Origin of the sequence: Marinobacter psychrophilus (assembly GCF_001043175.1) — a bacterium.
In the GTDB taxonomy this organism is placed as follows: domain Bacteria; phylum Pseudomonadota; class Gammaproteobacteria; order Pseudomonadales; family Oleiphilaceae; genus Marinobacter; species Marinobacter psychrophilus.
Genome location: NZ_CP011494.1, coordinates 154,462 through 176,358 on the forward strand (window position 1 = coordinate 154,462; position 21,897 = coordinate 176,358).

Here is a 21,897-nt window from a genome sequence, read left to right on the forward strand (position 1 = left end):
CTTATGAGGCTTAACCCGCCGGTGGCCGCTGAGTTTTCATCTGAGTTTCTGGACCGGTCTTGCGCTAGGCCTGGCCTTGGCCGTTGGTGCTATTCCCGCTGGGGGATTGATGACGGCAAGTACGGCCTGCTGTTGGGCGTTAATGCCGAGGGCTTTTTGCCTTGGCGCAACTTTAAGCTCCCTGGCACGTCAATTACGTACAAAAAGCCATCAAAATTTGTTGTTTAATCTCGGTATTGACGGCTATTATTTTGGCGAAATATGCTGTTGAAAATCCGTAATTAGCCCGCCATCTTTCGAGTAAACTTGAAATTTAATGCGTGGTCTATATAATTTATCTTGAATTTTCAAGGTAAATAGATTCGTTATGACATCAGAAGGATCGAATACCACCGCCATCAACCTGCGGAAACCTGTGAAGGATGATGGCTTCAGGCTGAATCAGTTGGTGGCTGAGTGTCCGCCGCTGGATCCGAATTCAATTTACTGCAATCTTTTGCAGTGCAGCGATTTTGCCGACACGGCAGTGGCTGCGGAGAAAGACAGCGATCTTGTAGGCTTTATTTCCGGTTATATTCCCCCCCAGAAGCCGGAAACAGTCTTTGTATGGCAGGTTGCGGTCCACGAGAAAGGTCGCGGTCAAGGGCTTGCCAAGCGTATGTTGAAGGCGATTGTGGCACGGCAAGAACTCAGTCACATTAGCTATATGGAAACCACCATTACCGCTGACAACGACGCTTCCTGGGCGCTGTTCCGCTCGTTCACCCGAGATATGGGTACCGAATTGACCTTTGAGGAGCACTTCACGAAAGACGTGCACTTTGGCGGTCAGCACGACTCCGAAATTTTGCTGCGCATTGGGCCCTTCACCAAGCCTGACTGAGTCCGAATGCCCGAGTAAATGCGCTAGCCGACAAGCCACTGGTTGAGCTTGCCACAGCGTGCCGTCTGAAATCTGACGTGCAAAGAGGTAAAATCATGGGATTATTTAAAACCGTTGAATCTGAAGCGCGTGCCTATAGCCGTGCTCTCACGGATTTGTAATCGCACCAAAGAAGCGATAGTAAAGGTGAAATTATGACTGCGCAATTACATACCGTTGAAAAAATCGGCGGCACCTCCATGACCAACTACGAGGCCGTACGCGACAACATCATTATTGGTAATCGTAGCAAAGACGAGATGTATCAGCGCATCTTTGTGGTGTCGGCCTACGCCGGTGTCACCAACGAGTTACTAGAGCATAAAAAAACGGGTAAGCCGGGCGTTTATGCCCTGTTCGCGGATGCGGAATCGGATTGGGCCTGGGGCGACGATCTCACCAAGCTGGTGCGCTTTCTTACGGACATCAACGGCGAGATGTTTGAAGACTCGATGTTAAAGCAGCAAGCCGACCAGTTCATTACTGATCGGGTTGAAGGCGTGCGAGGCTGTCTGATCGACCTGCAGCGCTTGTGTTCGTATGGTCAGTTTCAGCTTGAAGAACACTTGCTGACGGTGCGCGAGATGCTGGCCGGTATTGGCGAAGCCCACAGTGCCTTCAACACGACATTGAAACTGCAGCAGGAAGGTGTCAACGCCCGCTTTGTAGACTTAACCGGCTGGCGCGATGCAGAACTGTTGCCGCTGGATGAAAAGCTTAAACAGGCGTTCGATGCGGTAGACCTCACCCGTGAACTGCCCATTGCCACCGGCTATGCGCAGTGCAAGGAAGGCCTGATGCGTACCTTTGATCGCGGTTACAGTGAAATGACCTTTAGCCGGGTGGCGGTGATCACCGAAGCCCGTGAAGCCGTTATTCACAAGGAATACCATTTGAGCTCGGCCGACCCCAATATTGTGGGTGCCGATAAGGTAGTACCTTTGGGCCGCACCAACTACGACGTGGCCGACCAACTGGCCAACTTGGGCATGGAAGCCATTCATCCACGTGCCGGTAAAGGCCTGCGCCAGAATGATATTCCACTGCGGGTGATGAACACTTTTGAACCGGAACATACCGGTACTCTGATCACCAAAGACTACGTTAGCGAAAAACCTCAGGTAGAAATTATCGCCGGTGCCAAGGGCATCTTCGCTATTGAATTGTTTGATCAAGACATGCAGGGCGAGCCAGGTTCAGACCGCAAGATTTTGGACGTGCTGAGCCGGTTTAAGGTGCGCTTTGTGTCAAAAGACACCAACGCTAACACCATCACTCATTACGTGAGTACCACGCTGAAACACGTAAAGCGGGTGGTGAACGCGCTGAAAGAGACGTTCCCCAATGCTGAGGTGAATACTCGCAAAGTGGCGCTGGTATCGGCCATTGGCAGTGACATGAAAGTGCTTGGCATTCTGGCACGATCAGTAAAAGCGCTGGCCGATGCAGAAATCAGTGTGCTGGCGTTGCACCAGTGCATGCGCCAGGTGGATATTCAATTCGTGATCGATGAAGACAATTATAAGGCTACTATTGTGGCGCTGCATGCCGCGTTGATAGAGCCGCATAATCACGAATACGCGATTGCGTCGGCCGAGCAGTGCGCTATTGGTTAAAATATGTTCTGAGTTAAAGGGGGCGCTTAGTTAAAGTGTGCCTCGGGTTGGCAAGAAGGCTAGCGCCAATCTTTTTCTGCGAAGTGAACCACTTGGTTCTGATAAATCAGCCGTAATGTACGGCGAAGAACCAGGTGGCTACAATTACCTGACAGACCACCACTGTCAGCGTTAATCCCAAGCGCAGGCGAAGATACCATGCTGGCCAGTAAATCTTCATCCAGCGTGCATCTACCAGATACAATCCCAAAAATGCCAATGTAAACAGTACCGCTTTCCACGGCGAAGACACTAATAAGCCCACACCTGCCGCAATAAAAAATATCTGACTGAATAACATCGACACGAACGGCGACATTGGGTAGCAGCGGTCTTCACGCTGCAGCGCAATTGTCCAGTAAACGCCCGCCATAAAGGCCAATATTCCAGCGCTATAGGTGTAGAACCAGCTGCTGACCACTAGGCTGTGATGGGGCATAAAAAACAGCGCCAAAACAGCGCCTATGAAAGGAATCAGACCGGCCAAGCCAACAAAGATGGCCAGTCGGGCCACCGCAATCACGGCTTTTGCCTCTGTACCCGAACCCTTAGCGGTTCAGCGCTGCTAGGTTCCATACCCACCATTTCATTGTATGCTGATAAATGAACCACTTGAGTTTCAAGTATGTGAAAACTGCTCAGCATGTCTTGGGCATGCCAGGTGCTGCGAAACTGCGTGGTGGTGCCGCGCTCATCAGACAAAATCATCTGTTGGCCATCTACTGTAAGCCTCGCCATATAGCTTTGGCCTTCCAGCGAAAGTATTTCCATCAGCTCGATACTGGCATTGTTGCGATTTTTCAGTTGTTCCACGGTAATACGCAAAGTGACTCTCCGGTTTACTTCTTTCTGCATTAGATACGCAGGATCAGTTGTTTAAGATCAGTTGTTTAAGATCAGCTGTCGCGAGACGCCATAGAGCGGATTGGGCGCTGAAACAGGGGTTCCCAGAGGGAGTCCAAAGTATCTGCCGGCGTGAGCCTGTAGTCGCTCAGGGGCGGTTTCAGCAACAGGATGGAAGGCCAGGCAAGAGGTGTTTCGGGTGCCTCTACCGCCAATCGGCGATACACCAGAGTGACCAAAAAACCGTCTACATAGATGCAGCAGGCCTGCCATGGCCGAGTGTTGTCGTACCGGTCGCCGCAAAGTTCGAACCCACGGCGCACCTCTAGGGTTTGCAGATTACCGGCAATACCGCGGCCGGTGGCTTTTAGCCAGGCTTCTTTCAATGTCCATACTTTCAGAAATTCCAAGGCGTCGTCTTGGGCCAGCAGCCATTCCTGTTCAGCCGGTGAAAACCAGCGTTGCACCACTTTCCGCCAGTCTGGGCGGCGCTGGCAGGGCTCAATGTCCAGGCCGACCTCTTCTTGCAGGTTGGTCGCGCAGGCCGCTATTCCGCTGCTGTGGCTGAGCGATAAACGCCATTCAGGAGGGTACTGCGATTCTGTAGGTCGCCCCTTACATGGGGAGCACGCACTAGGCGTCTCGCCGCTGGCACCCGCCAGTGCCTGACGAATTAACCAACGGCTACTGAGAAACCCGGCACGCCGAGCGTCGCTGCAATGCACAGCCCGGTCATATTCACTGGCATTTAACCAGGATGGCAGTTCAACGTGAGTGCTTTTGGTTTGATGGCAGAGCCATACAGTTGGTGTCACTCAGGGTTGCAACCGATCGATAGTCCACAGTTTACCATCGCCTGGTTCAGTTTGGTTATATTCGAACCGATCGTGAAGGCGGCTGGGGCGACCCTGCCAGAACTCGATGCTGTGGGGCACCACCCGAAAACCACCCCAAAAACTAGGCAGTGGCACTTCACCATCATTAAACTTACGCTTTATTTCCGCAACTTTCTGTTCCAGCAGTCCGCGGGAGGTAATGACCTTGCTTTGCTCTGACACCCAAGCGCCAATCTGGCTGCCGCGAGGGCGCGAGGCAAAGTAACGCAAGGATTCGGTTTTGCTGACTTTTTCAACTTTGCCCTGAATGCGCACTTGGCGATTCAGGCCCAACCAAGGAAACAATAGGGCCGCTTTTGGATTCTGCTCCATTTCATGAGCCTTACGGCTGCCATAATTGGTATAGAATACAAAACCGCTGTCGTCGAAGTATTTAAGCAAAACGGTGCGCAAATCGGGCAAGCCATCGTTGCCGGCGGTGGCTAGCGACATGGCATTAGGTTCCAGAATGTCAGCTTTCCGAGCATCTTCAAACCAGACTTGGAACTGTTGCATGGGGTTGTCATCCAGTTGGTCCCGATCCAGACCGTCGCTCTCGAAATCCCGGCGCATATCTCCGATGTCCATCAACCTTCCTCATTTGGGATGTGTGCGTGTACCTTGCCCGTATTATATCGCAGGACATATACGAAACGGGACTTTATCGGGTTCATGAGAGCTGACAAAGGACCTGTTTGGCGTCTATCCTTCCAATACATCGACTATTTTCAAGGAGACCTCTGTGGCCGAGCGTCCTGTTCGCCAGATTCGTCAACGTAACGTGTGGCCAAGGTTGGCTGTGGTTGTGTTGATCGTTTTGTTGCTGTGTTACGCGCTGGGCGGTTTTCTGCTGTTGCCTTGGTGGGTGCAGAAAAACCTGCCGCACTACGCTCAGCAACAGCTGGGATGGCAGGCAACGGTAGGCGAGGTGCATGCCAACCCCTTCACGTTCAGTGCAGAACTGCGGAATCTTCAGGCTAATGATGCAAGTGGCGAGCCAGTGCTGGCCTTTCAGCGGCTTTATGTGAATCTGAGCGCGTTTGACTTGTTTAACGGTACCACCGGTTTTCAGGCTGTCGAGCTGGAACAACCCATGTTGCGGCTGGATGTGTTGGCAAGCGGGCAGTTGAACCTGATGCGTGATTGGCAACAAGCTCCAGCCCGAGCCGGGCAGTCGTCAGACACTACTGATATTCAGAGCGATACCGTGCCGGGCAGTCTTCGCATTTATTTGCAGCAGGGTGACTTGAGCGCGGGCACGCTGGTATTGCGTGACTTTAATAAAAACAGCAGCGTTGAGTTTCGCATAACACCGCTTACCTTCAGTTTGCAGAATTTGGCGACCTGGGCACGACCCGGCGATATTGGCCAATATCGGTTGGAGGCCGTGCTGGACCAACAAGCGTTGAGCTGGCAAGGCAGTTTTGAGGTAGACCCGATGTACTCCCGCGGTAGCCTGAGCGTTGATAATCTGGGGCCGGGCGTGTTGTCTTACCTGCTAGCGCCCTATATGCCCTTCCAGTTGCGGTCCGGTCGGGTTAGCCTTAATACCGATTACCAATGGCAGGCAGCGCAACCCATGGAGTTGTTGACCCAGCACGGCAAGCTGACGTTTGATGATGCAACTCTGGCTTTGGCGGCCGAGCCTAGTGAAGTAGCCTTCCGTAGCGGTGCCCTTACTGTCGACCAGATTCGTTTTGACCTTGCCGCCAGGCGAATAGAGGTAGGCAAGATCGAGTTCGACGGGCCCGAGCTGAACCTGAACCGCAGCGCCAACGGCGACATCGACTGGTTGGTTGCTGACGTCCGGCCCGCGGGCGAAGGCTTTGCTAGTCGTTATGGTCAGTACGACAGCAGCCCTGAATTTCGCTGGTCGGTGGCTGGAATGAACATTCGCGATGGTCAGTTAAGTTGGCGCGACCAAGTGCCCGCTAATATTGCAGAGTTGCAATTGAACGACTTGAACCTGAGCCTGGGAGCATTTACAGACCACTTTGACGAGCCGGTAAATTATCGTGCAAACGCCGTTCTGGCCAGCGGCGGTAGTCTGGACGTGAATGGCCAGTTCACCACGCGGCCATTTAATCTGGAAATGGCCGTTGTGGGCAATGAGTTGGCGCTGCCTGCGTTCGCGCCTTATGTGCAACAGCGCATGGCAATAGAGTTACCGGCGGGGCTGCTGTCAGTCGATGGCAGCCTGAATCTGGACCAGCAACGTTTGCCTCTGACCGGCACTTTCAACGGCAGTGCTTCGGTGACCGGTCTGGACACCCGCTTGCCTGGCAATGGCCAACCACTGCTGGCCTGGCAGACGCTGCAGCTGGCGCCCATTGAGTACAACGTAAACCCGGCCCGCCTGGAAATCGGCCGCGTAACGCTGATCGACCTTGCCGCGAACATCACTCGCAACGACGATGGCAGTCACGACATCACCCATCTGTTAACGCTGGCTCCTGCAGGCACGCCGACGGCTGCGGCTGCGAACGAAAACCAGGGCTTCATATTCCGAATTGGCGAGTTGCAATTAGACAACGCCGATGTGGACTTCACCGACCGCACTCTGACGCCCGAACTGACGACCCGTTTCGGGCAGCTTCAAGGCAACTTCAGTGGTTTGAGTAATATCCCGCCACAGCAGGGCAGAGTGAGCTTAAAAGGGAAGGTCAATCAGGTGGGCAACCTTGATATGAACGGCCTCATCGCCACATTGGGTACCGACCAGCAAAGTGACTTGGTGTTAAATCTGGAAAACCTTGAGTTGCCACGTCTGTCACCCTATTTCGGCCGTTATCTGGGGTATGGCATAGCCGGCGGTAAACTGGACCTCAAGTTGGACTATCAGCTACAAGGCACCCGTATTAATGCCTCAAATCAGATTATTTTGAACCGTTTGGAATTGGGCCAACCCATGCCCAGCGAGCAGGCGATTGGCGGACCCATTAAGCTGGGGCTGGCGTTGCTGCGCGACGACAATAATGTGATTGAATTAAACGTGCCGGTAAACGGCGATTTGGCTGACCCCAAATTTCAGATGGGCAAGGTAATGATGCGTTCCTTTGTAGACGCGCTGACAAAAGCGGCCACCTCGCCGTTCGCACAGATGGGCACACTGACAGACATCGCTGGCCTGGGTGGTGAACAGCTGCACCAGGTCAGCTTTGCACCGGGTGGTATGGAACTGACAGCCACCAGCACCCGAAAGCTGGCAGCATTGGCTCAGGTTTTGAACCAGAAAACGGAGCTTATTCTGAGTATTCGCGGCGCAGCAGCGCCTGAGGCCGACACCGGCGTCGGCGCCGGTGCACCGTCACCTGGCGCCCTTGCTGACAACCGCGCCGTGGCTTTGCGCCAGTTACTGGTGAATACTCACGGTGTAAACTCGCAGCAGATCGTCGTGAGCGCACCCGAAACCGACGCCAGCGTGGATGCCAATGGCAATATTGCCGTAAATTTCACTCTGGACGCCCGCTAACCAATATGAGCCGCCCTGTGAGCCACTTTTTTGCCTATATTTCCCGCCTGCGCTGGATAAAGCGTTGGGGCCTGATGCGTAACGCTATCGATGAAAACGTCGCTACCCATTCCTGGGAAGTCGCGACTCTGGCCCACGCCCTGGCGTTGATCCGTAATGAACAGTTTGGTGGTTCGGTGAACGCCGACCGTATTGCGGCGGCGGCGCTTTACCACGATGCCACCGAGGTGATTACCGGGGATTTGCCAACACCGGTAAAATATCACTCAAAGGTGATGCGCCAGGCGTTCGGAGACATTGAGCACAAAGCCGAGGCCGAACTGCTGGCGTTATTACCGCCACATTTACAAAAGGTGTTTGCGCCCTATGTGCAGGAATCTGCTTTGGGTGAGGAAGAGAAAAAGTTGATCAAAGCCGCAGACCGGTTATCGGCGTGGCTAAAATGCCGCGCGGAAGTGGCGGCAGGAAATCGCGAGTTCGAGCCAGCCGCGGCTCAGATACACCGGCGACTGACGGAAGAAACCTTGCCGGAAGTGACGTACTTTTTAGAGGTATTTGCCCCCAGTTACGATCAGCCGTTAGACAACCTGCTGGGCTAGAGCCCAACAGGTCAGGTGCAACAAACCTCAGGCCTGGCCGGAAGCTCCCAGCATGCCGGCGCGCAGACCGTCTTTTTTCAGTGAGCTGCGCACCGCATCCTCCGGGCTGCCCGCCAGGTCGCGGAACATACCCATAGAGCCCAGCAGCGCAGACGACTCGTAAGGCACGAAAACCCGCTCGCCGTCTTTGGCCATATTGGGCAATACCTTGATGTAGCTTTGCCCCAGCAAATAGCCGATAACGGTTTGCTTGTTGTCTTCGCTGTCGCCGATGGCGCTCAACACCAGGCGAATCGACTCCTGCTCGCCCTGGGCCCGCAAAATGGCGGATTCTTTGTCGCCCTGGGCGTTCAGGATGGCTGCTTCACGTTGGCCTTGAGCCTTGGCGATGGCGGCGGTTTTTTCACCCTCGGCTTCGGTCACCGTGGCACGACGTTTACGCTCGGCCGCCATCTGCAGGCGCATGGCCTCTTCTACTTCTTCGGGCATGCTGATGTCCTGCACTTCTACCCGAGTCAGTTTTACTCCCCATTTGGACGCAGGCTCTTCCATTTCGGCCTGAATGGCGTTGTTGACTTCGGCGCGGGACTCAAACAGCTTATCCAGCTCCATTTTGCCCACCACAGAACGCAGGGTGGTTTTGGCCAATACTTCAACCGCCTGGCTCATGTTGGCTACTTCATACACGGCGCGGCGTGGATCGATAATCTGATAGTACAGGGCGCCGTTGATCGACACGGTGACGTTGTCAGTGGTGACCACCGGCTGGCCGGGAAAATCCATCACGGTTTCGCGCCGGTCGATGCGTGCTTCATCACTCATCACGGCCTGGTAATCCTGGCCGCTGCGCAAATAGCGAATCATGGTGATGGCGCGCGGCCGTTCAATGAACGGAATAATAATGTTCACGCCGCTTTCCAGAATTCGGTTAAAAGAGCCCAAACGCTCGATCACCATCACTTCAGACTGGCGCACAATCACCAAGCCTTTGGTAATGATAAAAATGCCAATGGCGACAACAATCAGACTGATGACCAGCCCGGGGGTTAGAAACTGTTCCATGGTTACAGGTCCTTGGAGGTTGCAAGTTCAACAATGGCGGTGGTGCCATCGAAGTGGTCAAAAATAAGCGCTGTGCCCTCTGGCAGTTCGGTTTGTCCGCCCGATTGTACCCGCAGGCGGTAGAAGTCACCGTTGACTTTTATGCCGGTGGCGTCGTCAAAATCACGGCGTAAACTGCTGAATTTTTTTCCCTGATCTACGCCGGTGCCGGTCGTGCCGTAGGCTACGCCTCTCGGCGAGAAGCGCGGCTTCAGCCAGCGAACGACAATGGGCACCAGGATGCCCGAAAACAGGCCCATTCCTGCCAATTGCCATTCCAGGGAAAAGCCTAAAAACGCCAGTACCGCCGTAAATGCAGCGGCAATCGCCAGGGCCAACAGCACCATAACGCCGGATGTCAGCTCGGCCAGGCCCAATAAGAGCGCCAGAATCAGCCAGAGGTGGGTAATACTCCATTCCATAGTGAGTTCCGTAGCGTGTGCGTTACGAGCGTAAACTCGAAGATGAGTCTCAATTGTACTCAAATTGGGAGCTGCTGCCATGGAATGAATTGGGGTTCGCGGGACGCGTGCCGTTCAAACCCTGTATATTTGGCGTATGTCTGATTTGCCGAGGGTAAAACTGCGTTATGTGCGAACTGCTGGCGATGAGTGCCAACACCCCGACTGATCTGTGTTTCAGCTTCACCGGCCTGACCCGCCGTGGCGGCGACACCGGGCCCCACAAAGATGGCTGGGGCGTGGCTTTTTATGAAGGCAAGGGTGTGCGGGCATTTCACGATGTAGACGCCAGTGCCAATTCCCGCATTGCCGAGGTGGTACAAACCCATCCTATTAAAAGCGAAGTGGCGCTGTGCCATATTCGCCAAGCGAATGTGGGTGAAATTTGCCTGGCCAACACCCACCCGTTCATGCGCGAACTCTGGGGCCGTTACTGGGTGTTCGCTCACAATGGCCAGCTGTCGGATTTTTGCGCGAAGCCGGGGTTTTATGAGGCCGTTGGCAGTACCGACAGTGAAGCCCTGTTCTGTGATTTACTAAATCATTTGCGCGATCATAGTGACCGCCACAGTACGGAGCAGGATACGGTAGACCAGTTGGTTCAGCTTTCAGCGGCCTATGCCCGGCAAGGCGTATTCAATCTTTTGCTCAGCAACGGCGATTGGCTGTTCACCTTTTGCTCCACCAAAATGGCCAGCATTACTCGTCGCGCACCTTTTGGGCCGGCGCGCCTAAAAGACACCGACGTGACCATCGACTTTGAAGCAGAGACCACCCCCAATGACATCGTTAGCGTGGTGGTCACCGAACCTCTGACCTCTGATGAACAGTGGGATGTGTATCAGCCCGGAGAGTGGCGTTTGTGGCGCAAGGGAGAAGTCATCCAGAGCGGTGTGGTTGCTCTGGCGAAAATTGATCCGGCACCAACTCAGGCCTATATAGAGTCATAATTGGGCTAGGCATCAAGCGTTTATGCCAATTTAGACCACTATTGAGAGCGCTAGCTAGAGCGCTGTCTAGAGCACTATCGAGAACACTATGCAAGAACCGGATACACACAGTAAGTTTTTTGGCTACCTACTCTGGATTTTTGGCTTTCTGGGCGCGCACCGTTTTTACTACGGCAAGCCGATTACCGGCACCGTCTGGTTCTTCACATTGGGTCTGTTTTTGGTGGGCTGGATCGTCGACCTTTTCCTGATTCCAAGTATGGATGAAGAAGCTGATTACCGCTTTGTCGAAGGCCCCGTCAGTTACAACATAAGCTGGTTACTGCTGACGTTTACCGGTTTGTTGGGTCTGCATCGGATGTACATGGGAAAATGGATAACCGGAATTCTTTACCTGCTTACCGGTGGCCTGTTTCTGGTGGGTGTTCTGTACGATTTTTGGACACTGAACACTCAGATATCAGAGCGCAATCACGGCAGTCTGCTTCACTGATTACCGTCCTTTAACGGGCGGTCAGCATAACCTTGGGTACCCGGTAGAGCAGCCCGCGGCTGGCACCAGTACCTTTCACTGTGCAGGTCTTGCTATTCACCCTGCTAATGACGCCCTGTCGCTGGCGCTGCCCCACGCCAAAATTCACACATTCACCTACCTGCCACTGGTGCTGCGACACCTCGGGTTCGGCGTGGATTGGCGAGAACGGCTGCGCAGGCAGGCTTAGCTCGCGCTCGCCTGCCTGCTTCTGTAAAAATGCCCGGGCACTCTGGGCTGCGCCGCTATTATGCAACTGGTCCAGAATGTCGTAAAAATGGCGATTGTGTACTGAGCCAAAGTGGCGCTGACCTGCTACCTGTTGCAACAGATGGGCAAACTCGTGGCAACAGGTATGGGCCAGCAGATTAAGCGGGCTTACCTCACCGTCAAAATAACCCCTTTTTCGAATTTCCCGCGCCGACAACCAGCCAGCAGCGGTTTCCGGCTGGTATTTGGCCAAAATCATGCGTTGTCCGTAGTTGATGACATGCGTATGGCTGCGGGTGTCGTAACGGTGATAGGTAGCCTGCCCGGACCCCACACGGCATAGCAGTGACTTTGCCTTGCCTTGAGCATTAATCCAGCCCGCAGCGGGTTGCCACAAAATTTGGTCGGTAGCCTGGCACATAAGCCGGCCAAGGTTTATGGCCTGATACTGTGAAATAGACGTCGTCATTACGAGTAGCAGCGCGTTGCAATGAATTTACAGCAAGTTTTACAAGATTATGAGGGTAATGGCTAGTTTGCTCGTGCCCTGCAGCGGCTGCATGTTATTCGCTGCAGGGCATTAGCGACGTATAAAGCCGAACTAGGCTTTGATCGGCGTGCGCCAGTCGTCAGCGCCGGAAGTGCCAGCGTGTAATGAGTGTTGCCGCTAATGAGTGTTGCCGCGCCTCGCGGGCTGCTTTGCGGTTATAAGCATAGTCCATGTATTTTGTGGGTGTACGGGTCTGCTAAACTGAGTGCCACGTGTCAACGCGCTGTGATCAGGGAGCCATGAGTGCCGATTATTCAAAATTGTTTGCGATATCAACGTGTTGATTAAGCGCTGGTTGGGCAGTCTGGTGAATCGGGCGACCGCTATGGTCGTTGTTGTGATTCTAGTGGTTGCGCTGACGGTCATGCTAGTGGGTGGTCTGCTGAGCCAGCGGGAACTGGAGCAGCAGGCAGAAGTACAGGTTGAGTCCATCGCCGCTCTAGTGTCTTACGAACTGGACGATAAATTGTCCATGCGTCTGAATATTGTCAGCCACGTGGCAGAAAACCTGACCATGACCGAACGGGTGTTTCGTGATCGGGCTGGGCTGTTATTGGCGCGCCAAACCGAGTTGCTGCATCTTTTTGATGGCCTGTTTATTCTCGATGCCGAAGGTCTCCTGCAGGCGGAAGCTCCGCGCTTTGGCTTGCCCAAAGGGCTGGATCTCAGCACCCGCGAGTATTTTGACCGCATATCCACGCTGATGACGCCGATCATCAGCGAGCCTTACGCATCTTCTTACGACGGTAAACCTGCGGTTATGATCGGTGCGCCGGTGTTCAATCATAACCAGCGTTTTATCGGGATGATTGGCGGCGTCATGCTGCTTGAGGGCGAACACATTCTGAAGAAATTTGGAAATATCCGCTTTGCGGAAACCGGTTATATCCGCATTGCGACCCGCAGTGGCACAACGTTGGTAAACGGGCGTACCGGGCAGTTTATGGTGCCCCTGCGATCGGAGAACTCGATACTTATACAAGCCATGGATGGGTTCGAGGGAACCGCAAAAACTGATAACGGCGATGGTGACGTAATCATTATGTCGGTGCGGCAACTGGATCAGGCACCTTGGTTTGTAGCCGCGGTTTGGCCTACAGAGGAAGCTTTTGCGCCGATTGGCCGCATGGGCAGTGGGCTGGTCTGGACGCTGTTGTTGATTCTATTGGTGCTGGTGCCCATCGCCGGTTGGCGTTTTCGCATGCTGATGCGGCCTTTGAAACTGCTGGGTGAGCAGGTACAGGATCGCCACCTTGGCTTGCGTACGCAGCCAGTTGCCATTCCCGGCAGTATCGAAATCCAGCGCGTAGCCACTATATTCAATACGTTGATGACCGAGCGTGAGAGCGCCACGCTGTCGTTGGTAGAACGCGAGGCTTTTTACCGTTCGCTGACCGAAAGCGCACCCATTGGCATAGCCCAAACCGACGTACTCGGCCGCATCGAGTTTGCCAACCCTGCGTTGGAGGTCATTCTTGGCCGTCCGGCCGCAGAGCTAATTGACACGCTGATAATGGGTTACCTGCAAAATAGCGACATGAAGACGTTAATTACCGGCTGGCAGCGTGGTATCTATCAGAGAAAAACGTTTCATGGCCGGGTGCGCCTGGCGGCGTTTGACGGGCAAGATGGTCTGTGGATTGACATGATGTCGGCGGTGATCGAAACCGACGAGCGCACTCTGGGTACGATTACCGTTATGCGGGATATTACTCAAGAGCTGGCAGTGGCCAGCGCCCTGGAGGAGGAACAGCGCAGAGCGCAGAGTATTATTGGTGTGCTGCAAGAGGGCGTGCTGATGGTTGATAACACCGGCGCTGTCCGTTACGCCAATAGCGCTGCGCTGCAACTTTTGGGAATACGTGAAATCATTGAACCGGCCAATTTCTTTGATCTTGTGTCGATCAATGATGAGAATTGCAACTATACCTTAGAGAAATTCCGGGCCAGCCAGAAAATCGATAATCTTTACGCGATTTTGTGCAATCACGCCGGCGGCGAGTTCGATATCGACCTAACCATGCTAAAGGTTCGCCACGGTGAGTCCCACGAGCGCCTGGTATTTGTATTGCGCGACGATAGCGCACGTCGGCAGGAAAACGAACGGCTGTCGTGGGAAGCGTCCCACGACCCACTGACCCAGCTTTTTAACCGCCGCGCCTTTGGCCAGGAATTGGACAAAGCGCTGGCAGAGGCCGGCCAGCATAAGGTGGCCACTGTGATGTTGCTGATTGATCTTGATTACTTCAAGCCGGTGAACGACAAAGGGGGACACCTCACCGGTGACAAGCTTCTGCACCGCCTGGCTGATTTGCTACGGCAGACAGTTCGCCAGTCTGACACTGTCGCGCGCCTGGGCGGGGACGAGTTTGGAATACTTCTGCCCTGCTGTGGTGTGGAACGCGCCGAGGCTCTGGCGGAGCAGATTCGCGCAGGGATCGAAGCCCTGGTCGTTGAACACGAAGGCGAAGACTACAGGGTAACCGCCAGTATTGGCCTTGCCCAGATCAATCCCACTGACACCAGCACAAAAGCCATTATGGCCCGTGCTGACGAGGGCTCATACCTGGCCAAAGGCCGCGGCCGTAATCAGGTGGTTGTGGTTTTGGTGTAAGGCGCCTAAAACCTGCGGATATCATTTATCACCAAGCGCCCGCGGCACCTGCCTGCCAAAGCAGACGCAGAGCCAAGGCTGTCAGTAGCAGATTCAGCACCATGCCAAAGCGCTGATCGCTGAACGCATTCAACAGGCGCAGACCAAGCCATGTGCCGATAAAGCCGCAGCCAATCATCGCCACGATCAACGCCAGCCAGTCACTTAACATAAACCCGGTCAGTCCGAAGACAAGGGCTTTCGGCGCGTGTTGTAGAGCCATGGCGGTTGAAAACGTGGCAATGGTAATAAAGCGGTCGCGGTGAATCTGTTTGATAAACGCTGCGACCAGTGGTCCGCTGGCCCCGACAAACAGGCTGATAAAACTCGTAAACGCCGAGGCTATAACAATTCCTGGAGTGCCGATGGCGGCTTTCGGCAGTTTGGGTCCCCAGCACAAAAACAGCACAAACAGTGCAATGGTCAGCTGCCAGATTTGAGCGGGTAAATCCACCAGTAACCACGCACCCAGGCTGGCTCCAAGCACGACGCCGGGAGCAAAAGCGGCAACCACTTTCCAGTCGATATGGCGCCAGGTCAATGCGGCTCGGCCACAGTTCGAACCCAACTGCACCAGACCGTGCACCGGAATAATGGCGGCCGGGGGCATCCAGCTGGCCATAATAACGATCAGCAACAGGCCGCCGCCGGCACCCAGACCAGCACTGATCATCGAGCCGAGCACCGAGGCCAGTAACAGCAGCAGAGCGACACCTGCGGCCAAGCCATCTGGCAGCAGCGTTATTTCCATTGACAGAACTCGGAGTTTTTCAGCTTGGGGCTTTCACACAGGGCCTCCGTGGCCAGCTGTACATCCGCCACGTAATACAGTGACGACAGGCCAAAACGATCCCGCCCCAAGTTGTGGAAAATCATTCCGAACGCGATATCCCCCGCGGAATATTGGGCCTGGTGGCGCGCAAAGTATTCCGCAGGCCGGCTCAGCAGCTCATCTTGCAATAGGCTTTTCACTCGTCCCGCACCGCCGTGGTAGGCCTGAACCAGCAATAAACTGAACAGTTCATCGCGTTTTTGCGCGGGTAACTCACCGAAGCGGTCGGTAAATGCCGGGCGTAAATTACGCGCGTTCTGATTGCTCAACTGAAGAGCGCAGTCCATCTGTGCCAGCCTGTGCCAGTAATTCTTTGGTGAAATACGGCAGTCTGATAGCGCTGCAGGCGACAATTGCATGATGCCGCGGGCGTTGGCCGTTGAATGGGCTCGGGTTTGGGCGCCGCTTTCGATCAGTAATTGCCCGGCCAAATAGCGCGGTAACGCCGGCGGGAGTTCACTTAAACGTTGCTGACTATTGCGCTTTTTGTACACGGCCATCAGCGTTTTGTGCAGCGACACTGAATCGCCCTGGCCGCCTACCTTGATGTCATCCCATGCGCCCCACAGGCGATCTTCCTCTTTTAGGCCAAGGTAGCGGGCAATGGAGCCGGGAAGATCAACGTGAGGCTGGTCGCAGGCCAGTGCAAATGGATACCCTGTCACATCCGCTGCGCCGACGGCCCAAGCGCTGCTGCGGCCATCCTTGAACATTTCCTGACGGGTGTTGTTGAGCTGCTGTTGGTTGGCTTCGACGGTGTCAGCGTCTTCACTCCAGCCTAAAAACTGGCCGCGCATATCGTAAAAAATATGGCGGTTCTGGTGGGTGCAGTAGCTCGACTCGTTCAATACCCAGCTGCGAACAGTGAGCACGTTGCGATAGACGCCCTGGCTGGACCAGTACGGAGCAGCGCGCACCACATCGGTCCAGGTGTCGGCTTTGCCGGGGCTGGCAGTGGCAGTGTTGGAAAGCCATGGCAGCGTTGCCAGAAGGGCCGCCAGTAATAGCCGAGTTATGGAGAAAAAGAAACGTTTCATAAAGGCGGCTTCGTATATTGAGAAACTGGATATTGACCCTTTGGCCGGCCAACGTTGTTACAGGTACGGATGTGGGCTCACAATAGCAAAAGTGATGCCTGTTGAAAGCAGATTCATTGTTTTACCGGGGCTTGTGATTTGCTGTTATCGCCCTCACGTTTATCTTTCCATGTTGTAACAGGCTATGCTGATTGATGGGGAGTGCGGTTCTCCCTGTTTTATTCTGATGGCATCGAGGAGGCTAGAGCATTATGAACCAACCGATGGCAATCGAAGAACTGGTATCGGTCGCCCAGGCGGAAGCCATGGGAGAGTTAGATGCCCCAATGATGGCCATAGTGCTGGCCAGCGAACACAGCTACGATTTACCCATTCAATCTCTGGAAACCGACGCCGACAAAGCCCGTTGGGGGCTCATTCTTCGCGCTGCGCGCGAGCATGTCGAAGCTGACGCGGTAGCGGTGCTTTACCCGGCCTGGACCACCATCCGCAACAAAAAGTCAGGGCCGGCGACGGACTCTGTTGCGGGCACAGATCCCAATGGCGAGAACGACATCGAAGCGGATGAGGAAGATGAGGCGGATGGCCCCATTGACACCCTGTTTGTGCAATTACACACCCGTGACCACATCTATTGGCGCGGTTTCGAGCAAATCCGCGACCCACGGCATCAGCGCATTATTGGTTTCCGTAAAATCAAAGCCTTGTCTACCGATTATCAGCGTGATGAGGCGCCTTTGGTTGCATCGTGGCTCAGCACCCTGTTCGACCCACTGCCTAACGAAGGCGAGGAAACCGCCACCGACCGCCAACTTTCAGATTTGCTGGAAGAGCCGGAGGTAAGCGCCGCGCTTTACCCTCGTGAGTTGCGGGCCTTGCACTAAGTGCCATTGTTTTAGTGGAACGAGCGTTAGCCGGCTTAGGCGCAGAGCCTCAGCCGGTTTCTATCTAAAGCCTCGGTCAGTTCCGATCGAGAGTTTCCGTGAGTTTTTATAGAGAGCCTCAGCCGGTTAATGCGGACTCGGGTTTGATCAGCGAATAGTCTATAATCGCGGCCTTCCAAATTTGCACCGACAAGACACTGACGCCCAAGGCGCAACAAGGTTGATCCGTGATCGTATTTGACCAGATAGAGAAATCCTACCGGGTGGGGGGCAAGGCCATACCTGCGCTGCACCCCACCAGTTTTGCTATTGAAACCGGCGAAGTGTTCGGCATTGTCGGCCATTCCGGTGCTGGTAAATCCACCCTGGTGCGACTCATTAACCTGCTGGAACACCCTACCGGCGGCAGCATCAAGATCGATGGCGAAGACGTTACCCATTATAACGCCGCCCAGTTGCGCGCCTTCCGCCGCAATGTTGGCATGATCTTCCAGCACTTTAATCTGCTGTCATCGAAGACGGTGAACGACAACATCGCTTTTCCTATGAAGCTGGCCGGCATCTACACAAAAACCGAGATTCAGCAGCGGGTTGCGGAATTGTTGGAGCTGGTCAGCCTGTCTGAACACGCCACTAAATTCCCATCCCAACTCTCCGGCGGTCAAAAACAGCGAGTGGGCATAGCCCGAGCTCTGGCCTGCCGGCCCACCATTTTGCTGTGCGACGAAGCCACCAGTGCGCTGGACCCGCAAACGACCCAGTCAGTGTTGAAACTGTTGGCCGACATCAATCGCGAGCTGGGTCTGACCATTGTGCTGATCACCCACGAAATGGACGTGGTGCGCCGGGTGTGTGACCGGGTTGCGGTGATGGACGCAGGCCGCGTGGTGGAAATGGGGCCGGTGAGCGATGTGTTTCTGCACCCGCAACACCCCACCACTCGCGACTTTGTCTTCGAAAGTGAAAATGTCGATAGCCTGGAATTGCAGCAGGATTTTAAAAAGGCCAAAGGCCGCATTCTGCGCCTGACCTTCAAAGGCGAGTCTACCTACGACCCGTTACTGGGCAGCGTGGCGCGCAAGTCCGGTGTCGATTTCAGCATCATCTCCGGCCGTATTGACCATATCAAAGACACGCCCTACGGCCAGCTGACTCTAGCGCTGGTCGGTGGCGACCTGGCCGTGGCAATGGCGGCGCTGGAAGCCGCAGATGTGCACGTAGAGGTGATGAACTGATGGAAGCCCTGATGCAGGATTTACTAAGCAACGTAGACTGGGTCGAAATCGGCATTGCCAGCTGGGACACACTGATTATGGTGGCCATGTCGCTGCTGTTCAGCGTGGTGATTGGCCTGCCCATCGGCGTGTTGCTGTTTTTGTTTGGTAAACGCCAGCTGCTGGAACAGCCCCTAGCTTACGCAGTGCTGTCGTTTGTCGTGAACGTATTGCGTTCGGTGCCGTTTATCATTCTGTTGATTGTGATGATTCCGTTCACCGTGATGATGATAGGCACCTCCCTGGGCGTTGCGGGAGCGATACCACCATTGGTCGCCGGCGGTGCACCGTTCTTTGCCCGCCTGGTAGAAACCTCGTTGCGCGAAGTAGACCGCGGCATTATCGAAGCCACCCAAGCTATGGGTGCCAACGTGCGGCAAATCGTCTTCGGCGCCTTGTTGCCGGAAGCGCTCCCGGGCATTATCGCCGGCGTTACCGTCACCGCGATTACCCTGGTGTCCTACGCCGCCATGTCCGGCGTGATTGGCGGTGGCGGCCTGGGCGACCTGGCCATTCGTTTTGGTTATCAACGGTTCCAGACGGATGTGATGGTTATTACGGTGGCATTGCTGGTTATCTTCGTACAGTTGCTGCAAATGCTGGGCGATCGTCTAGTTATACATTTCAGTCGTAAATAGCGGCGAATTAACCTTTAGATTCACCCGAGGAGAACACCGATGACCTTCAACAAGACCCTGATTGCCCTGGCTGCAGCGGCCACTTTCTCTGCCGCTGTCAGCGCCGAAGAGCTCAGCATTGCTGCGACTCCGGTCCCCCACGCTGAAATTCTGGAATTCGTTAAGCCGATGCTGGCCGAACAGGGCGTAGAACTAGACATAAAAGTATTTACCGACTACATCCAGCCCAACGTTCAGGTCGACCAGAAGGCCATGGACGCCAACTTCTTTCAGCACCAGCCGTACCTGGACGAGTTTAACGCCGGTCGTGGCACCACCCTGGTGACGGTTGCCGGTGTTCATGTTGAGCCTTTTGGCGCTTACTCCAGCAAAATTAAATCCCTGGACGAATTGAAAGACGGCGGCGTGGTTGCCATTCCTAACGACCCCACCAACGGCGGCCGTGCCCTTTTGCTGCTGCAAAAAGCCGGACTGATCACCTTGAAGGAAGGCAGCAAAATCACCGCGACACCGCGTGATATCGCCGACAACCCGAAGAATCTGGAATTCAAGGAACTTGAGGCCGCTACCCTGCCGCGGATCCTGAATCAGGTAGACGTTGCGCTGATCAACACCAACTACGCGCTGGAAGCTGGCCTGAACCCGACCAAAGATGCGTTGATTATCGAAGGTTCGGATTCACCTTACGTCAACATTTTGGTGGCACGCCCAGACAACAAAGACAGCGATGCGATGAAGAAGCTGTCAGCTGCGCTGACATCTGAAGACGTGAAAGACTTTATTTACGAGAAGTATCAGGGAGCTGTGGTTCCCATTTTTTAAGAGCACATGCATTCTGATGTGTTATTGATATAAAAAAAGGCCGGGCTGCGTTAGCAGCCCGGCCTTTTTGCATTTATAGAAATGCAAACAGCGCTGTTTAATCGCCAGATCAGTTGGAGGTCGGGTCTGGAGTCATATGCAGCTACTCACCGCTGCTCGAAATGCTCTCGCGTCAAACGGAAAACCACGGGGCTCAGCAGCAACAGCGCAATCAGGTTTGGCAGTGCCATCATCGCATTCAGGGTGTCTGCCACCAGCCATACAAACCCCAGATTCAGGGTAGCGCCAACGGGTAATGCCAGAATCCAGGCGATACGATAGGGCACAACGGCGCGGGCGCCGAACAGGAACTCCATACAGCGCTCACCATAGAACGACCAACCCAAAATAGTGGTAAAAGCGAAAACCGCCAAGGCAATGGCGACCACGTAGTTACCGACGCCTGGCAAGGCAGATTCGAACGCCATAGAGGTCAGTTCGGCGCCGGATACACCAGAGGTCCATACACCAGAAGTGATAATCACCATGCCGGTGATGGTGCAAATTATGATGGTGTCAATGAAGGTGCCTAGCATGGCCACCATGCCCTGATTAACGGGGCTATTGGTTTTTGCTGAAGCGTGGGCGATGGGTGCGGAACCCAGACCAGCCTCGTTGGAGAAAATGCCCCGAGCCACACCAAAGCGTAACGCTGCCCATACCGCGGCGCCGGCAAAACCACCCTCGGCGGCAATCGGACTGAACGCGTGCTTGAACACCAGCGCAAAAGCCGCAGGCAGTTCGGCGGCGTTAATAGCCAGCACAGTAAGGCCCGCCATCAGGTAAAAAATTGCCATCAACGGCACCAGGGCACTGGCGACTTGGCCGATACGCTTGATGCCCCCAATCAGCACCATACCCACCAGTACCATCAACACCAGGCCTGTTACCCAGTGGGGTACGCCAAAGCTCGCTTCTATCACGTCGGCCACCGAGTTGGCCTGTACCGTATTGCCAATACCAAACCCGGCAATGGCGGCAAATATCGCAAACAGTACGCCCAGCCAGGCCCAGTTCTTACCCAGACCATTGCGGATGTAGTACATGGGGCCGCCCATATAGACTCCACGCCCGTCAGTTTCGCGGAAACGCACGGCCAGCACGGCTTCCGAGTATTTTGTGGCCATGCCCACCAGCGCGGTCAGCCACATCCAGAAGAGCGCGCCTGGGCCACCCAGAAACACTGCGGTTGCCACGCCGGCGATATTGCCGGTGCCTACAGTAGCCGACAGCGCCGTCATCAGCGCCTGGAACGGCGGAATGTCACCCTCTGCGTCGTCGCCGATGGACTTGCGGCCCTGCCACATCAAGCGGAAACCGGCGCCCAGCTTAAATATGGGCATCAGTTTCAGGCCGAGGCTTAAAAAAAGCCCAACGCCCAAAATCATAATGAGCATGGGCGGGCCCCAAACCAGATTGTTGAGTTGGGACATAAAGGCTTCAATAGCGGGCATTAAGGACTCTCCTGCGAGTGTGCTGTAACTTTTTATTGGGATGGAGGGCATTTTCGTTGGTAGACTATCAACATAAAAAGTTGAATTGCAAGGC

At 54.6% G+C, this 21,897-nt stretch carries 21 protein-coding genes and 1 pseudogene; 12 read left to right on the plus strand and 10 right to left on the minus strand.

What is annotated here, in order from left to right; genetic code table 11:
* Positions 1-22: 22 nt before the first annotated feature.
* The 3 genes and pseudogenes from ABA45_RS19735 to ABA45_RS00660 form a co-directional block, all read left to right on the plus strand.
* A pseudogene (locus tag ABA45_RS19735) lies at positions 23-228 on the plus strand (hypothetical protein); the annotation flags it as partial.
* 139 nt (positions 229-367) lie between these two features.
* Entirely contained in the window at positions 368-883 is a 516-nt protein-coding gene (ectA, locus tag ABA45_RS00655; protein WP_041635005.1) for a diaminobutyrate acetyltransferase, read from the plus strand.
* Positions 884-1,077: 194 nt separating this feature from the next.
* Positions 1,078-2,538: an aspartate kinase gene (locus tag ABA45_RS00660; protein ID WP_048383628.1), complete on the plus strand. Its 1,461-nt coding sequence runs from the start codon at positions 1,078-1,080 to the stop codon at positions 2,536-2,538.
* Positions 2,539-2,644: 106 nt separating this feature from the next.
* Here ABA45_RS00660 and ABA45_RS00665 read toward each other — a convergent pair whose 3' ends face one another.
* The 4 genes from ABA45_RS00665 to pdxH all read right to left on the minus strand — a co-directional run bounded on the left by ABA45_RS00665 (position 2,645) and on the right by pdxH (position 4,883).
* On the minus strand, positions 2,645-3,100 hold the full coding sequence (locus ABA45_RS00665; RefSeq protein ID WP_048383629.1) for a DUF3429 domain-containing protein: 456 nt from the start codon (positions 3,098-3,100) through the stop codon (positions 2,645-2,647).
* The gene (locus ABA45_RS00670; protein WP_048383630.1) at positions 3,097-3,402 is read right to left on the minus strand and encodes a DUF6482 family protein; all 306 of its coding nucleotides are present in this window, start codon (positions 3,400-3,402) and stop codon (positions 3,097-3,099) included. The genes ABA45_RS00665 and ABA45_RS00670 overlap by 4 nt, the downstream gene beginning before the upstream one ends.
* Before the next feature lie 71 nt (positions 3,403-3,473).
* A complete protein-coding gene (locus ABA45_RS00675; protein ID WP_048383631.1) occupies positions 3,474-4,235 on the minus strand; it encodes a 4'-phosphopantetheinyl transferase family protein in 762 nt (253 codons plus the stop codon).
* On the minus strand, positions 4,236-4,883 hold the full coding sequence (gene pdxH / locus ABA45_RS00680; RefSeq protein ID WP_048383632.1) for a pyridoxamine 5'-phosphate oxidase: 648 nt from the start codon (positions 4,881-4,883) through the stop codon (positions 4,236-4,238). It abuts the gene before it with no gap.
* A gap of 154 nt (positions 4,884-5,037) precedes the next feature.
* Between pdxH and ABA45_RS00685 the strand changes: the two genes are divergently transcribed.
* A complete protein-coding gene (locus ABA45_RS00685) occupies positions 5,038-7,767 on the plus strand; it encodes a DUF748 domain-containing protein (RefSeq protein ID WP_048383633.1) in 2,730 nt (909 codons plus the stop codon).
* 5 nt (positions 7,768-7,772) lie between these two features.
* Positions 7,773-8,366, plus strand: a complete 594-nt coding sequence (gene yfbR / locus ABA45_RS00690) for a 5'-deoxynucleotidase (protein WP_048383634.1) — start codon at positions 7,773-7,775, stop codon at positions 8,364-8,366.
* A gap of 27 nt (positions 8,367-8,393) precedes the next feature.
* Here yfbR and ABA45_RS00695 read toward each other — a convergent pair whose 3' ends face one another.
* Positions 8,394-9,428, minus strand: a complete 1,035-nt coding sequence (locus tag ABA45_RS00695) for an SPFH domain-containing protein (RefSeq protein ID WP_048383635.1) — start codon at positions 9,426-9,428, stop codon at positions 8,394-8,396.
* A gap of 2 nt (positions 9,429-9,430) precedes the next feature.
* Positions 9,431-9,889 carry a nodulation efficiency, NfeD-like protein gene (locus tag ABA45_RS00700; protein WP_048383636.1) on the minus strand — a complete coding sequence of 153 codons (459 nt, stop codon included), beginning with the start codon at positions 9,887-9,889 and terminating at the stop codon, positions 9,431-9,433.
* Positions 9,890-10,056: 167 nt separating this feature from the next.
* Here ABA45_RS00700 and ABA45_RS00705 point away from each other — a divergent pair, with 167 nt between their 5' ends.
* Together ABA45_RS00705 and ABA45_RS00710 are read left to right on the plus strand one after the other, a co-directional pair.
* A complete protein-coding gene (locus ABA45_RS00705) occupies positions 10,057-10,878 on the plus strand; it encodes a class II glutamine amidotransferase (RefSeq protein WP_048383637.1) in 822 nt (273 codons plus the stop codon).
* An 88-nt stretch (positions 10,879-10,966) separates the two neighbouring features.
* On the plus strand, positions 10,967-11,371 hold the full coding sequence (locus tag ABA45_RS00710) for an NINE protein (protein ID WP_048383639.1): 405 nt from the start codon (positions 10,967-10,969) through the stop codon (positions 11,369-11,371).
* Positions 11,372-11,381: 10 nt separating this feature from the next.
* On the opposite strand, the gene ABA45_RS00715 is transcribed toward ABA45_RS00710, so the two are convergent.
* Positions 11,382-12,089: a hypothetical protein gene (locus ABA45_RS00715; protein WP_227506091.1), complete on the minus strand. Its 708-nt coding sequence runs from the start codon at positions 12,087-12,089 to the stop codon at positions 11,382-11,384.
* A 406-nt stretch (positions 12,090-12,495) separates the two neighbouring features.
* Here ABA45_RS00715 and ABA45_RS00720 point away from each other — a divergent pair, with 406 nt between their 5' ends.
* Positions 12,496-14,784, plus strand: a complete 2,289-nt coding sequence (locus ABA45_RS00720; RefSeq protein ID WP_227506092.1) for a sensor domain-containing diguanylate cyclase — start codon at positions 12,496-12,498, stop codon at positions 14,782-14,784.
* A 28-nt stretch (positions 14,785-14,812) separates the two neighbouring features.
* On the opposite strand, the gene ABA45_RS00725 is transcribed toward ABA45_RS00720, so the two are convergent.
* Together ABA45_RS00725 and ABA45_RS00730 are read right to left on the minus strand one after the other, a co-directional pair.
* Complete coding sequence (locus ABA45_RS00725; protein ID WP_048383643.1) at positions 14,813-15,574, minus strand: sulfite exporter TauE/SafE family protein; 762 nt, start codon at positions 15,572-15,574, stop codon at positions 14,813-14,815.
* Positions 15,565-16,710, minus strand: coding sequence for a lysozyme family protein (locus ABA45_RS00730; RefSeq protein ID WP_048383644.1), 1,146 nt, complete (start codon positions 16,708-16,710; stop codon positions 15,565-15,567). The genes ABA45_RS00725 and ABA45_RS00730 overlap by 10 nt, the downstream gene beginning before the upstream one ends.
* 233 nt (positions 16,711-16,943) lie before the next feature.
* Between ABA45_RS00730 and ABA45_RS00735 the strand changes: the two genes are divergently transcribed.
* The 4 genes from ABA45_RS00735 to ABA45_RS00750 all read left to right on the plus strand — a co-directional run bounded on the left by ABA45_RS00735 (position 16,944) and on the right by ABA45_RS00750 (position 20,310).
* On the plus strand, positions 16,944-17,576 hold the full coding sequence (locus tag ABA45_RS00735) for a hypothetical protein (RefSeq protein WP_048383645.1): 633 nt from the start codon (positions 16,944-16,946) through the stop codon (positions 17,574-17,576).
* A gap of 227 nt (positions 17,577-17,803) precedes the next feature.
* Entirely contained in the window at positions 17,804-18,811 is a 1,008-nt protein-coding gene (locus tag ABA45_RS00740; RefSeq protein WP_048383646.1) for a methionine ABC transporter ATP-binding protein, read from the plus strand.
* Entirely contained in the window at positions 18,811-19,488 is a 678-nt protein-coding gene (locus ABA45_RS00745) for a methionine ABC transporter permease (protein WP_007349191.1), read from the plus strand. The genes ABA45_RS00740 and ABA45_RS00745 overlap by 1 nt, the downstream gene beginning before the upstream one ends.
* Before the next feature lie 39 nt (positions 19,489-19,527).
* Positions 19,528-20,310 (plus strand): MetQ/NlpA family ABC transporter substrate-binding protein, encoded by a 783-nt coding sequence (locus ABA45_RS00750; protein ID WP_048383647.1) that lies wholly within the window; start codon positions 19,528-19,530, stop codon positions 20,308-20,310.
* 146 nt (positions 20,311-20,456) lie between these two features.
* Here ABA45_RS00750 and ABA45_RS00755 read toward each other — a convergent pair whose 3' ends face one another.
* Positions 20,457-21,803 (minus strand): alanine/glycine:cation symporter family protein, encoded by a 1,347-nt coding sequence (locus tag ABA45_RS00755; RefSeq protein WP_048383648.1) that lies wholly within the window; start codon positions 21,801-21,803, stop codon positions 20,457-20,459.
* Positions 21,804-21,897 lie beyond the last annotated feature (94 nt).

Excerpts from the sequence above, each read along its gene's own strand:
- ectA (WP_041635005.1), top strand. The coding sequence starts at position 368 with ATGACATCAGAAGGATCGAATACCACCGCCATCAACCTGCGGAAACCT.
- ABA45_RS00660 (WP_048383628.1), top strand. The coding sequence starts at position 1,078 with ATGACTGCGCAATTACATACCGTTGAAAAAATCGGCGGCACCTCCATG.
- pdxH (WP_048383632.1), bottom strand. The coding sequence starts at position 4,883 with ATGGACATCGGAGATATGCGCCGGGATTTCGAGAGCGACGGTCTGGAT.
- yfbR (WP_048383634.1), top strand. The coding sequence starts at position 7,773 with ATGAGCCGCCCTGTGAGCCACTTTTTTGCCTATATTTCCCGCCTGCGC.
- ABA45_RS00695 (WP_048383635.1), bottom strand. The coding sequence starts at position 9,428 with ATGGAACAGTTTCTAACCCCCGGGCTGGTCATCAGTCTGATTGTTGTC.
- ABA45_RS00700 (WP_048383636.1), bottom strand. The coding sequence starts at position 9,889 with ATGGAATGGAGTATTACCCACCTCTGGCTGATTCTGGCGCTCTTATTG.
- ABA45_RS00705 (WP_048383637.1), top strand. The coding sequence starts at position 10,057 with ATGTGCGAACTGCTGGCGATGAGTGCCAACACCCCGACTGATCTGTGT.
- ABA45_RS00710 (WP_048383639.1), top strand. The coding sequence starts at position 10,967 with ATGCAAGAACCGGATACACACAGTAAGTTTTTTGGCTACCTACTCTGG.
- ABA45_RS00715 (WP_227506091.1), bottom strand. The coding sequence starts at position 12,089 with ATGACGACGTCTATTTCACAGTATCAGGCCATAAACCTTGGCCGGCTT.
- ABA45_RS00720 (WP_227506092.1), top strand. The coding sequence starts at position 12,496 with ATGGTCGTTGTTGTGATTCTAGTGGTTGCGCTGACGGTCATGCTAGTG.
- ABA45_RS00725 (WP_048383643.1), bottom strand. The coding sequence starts at position 15,574 with ATGGAAATAACGCTGCTGCCAGATGGCTTGGCCGCAGGTGTCGCTCTG.
- ABA45_RS00735 (WP_048383645.1), top strand. The coding sequence starts at position 16,944 with ATGAACCAACCGATGGCAATCGAAGAACTGGTATCGGTCGCCCAGGCG.
- ABA45_RS00745 (WP_007349191.1), top strand. The coding sequence starts at position 18,811 with ATGGAAGCCCTGATGCAGGATTTACTAAGCAACGTAGACTGGGTCGAA.
- ABA45_RS00750 (WP_048383647.1), top strand. The coding sequence starts at position 19,528 with ATGACCTTCAACAAGACCCTGATTGCCCTGGCTGCAGCGGCCACTTTC.
- ABA45_RS00755 (WP_048383648.1), bottom strand. The coding sequence starts at position 21,803 with ATGCCCGCTATTGAAGCCTTTATGTCCCAACTCAACAATCTGGTTTGG.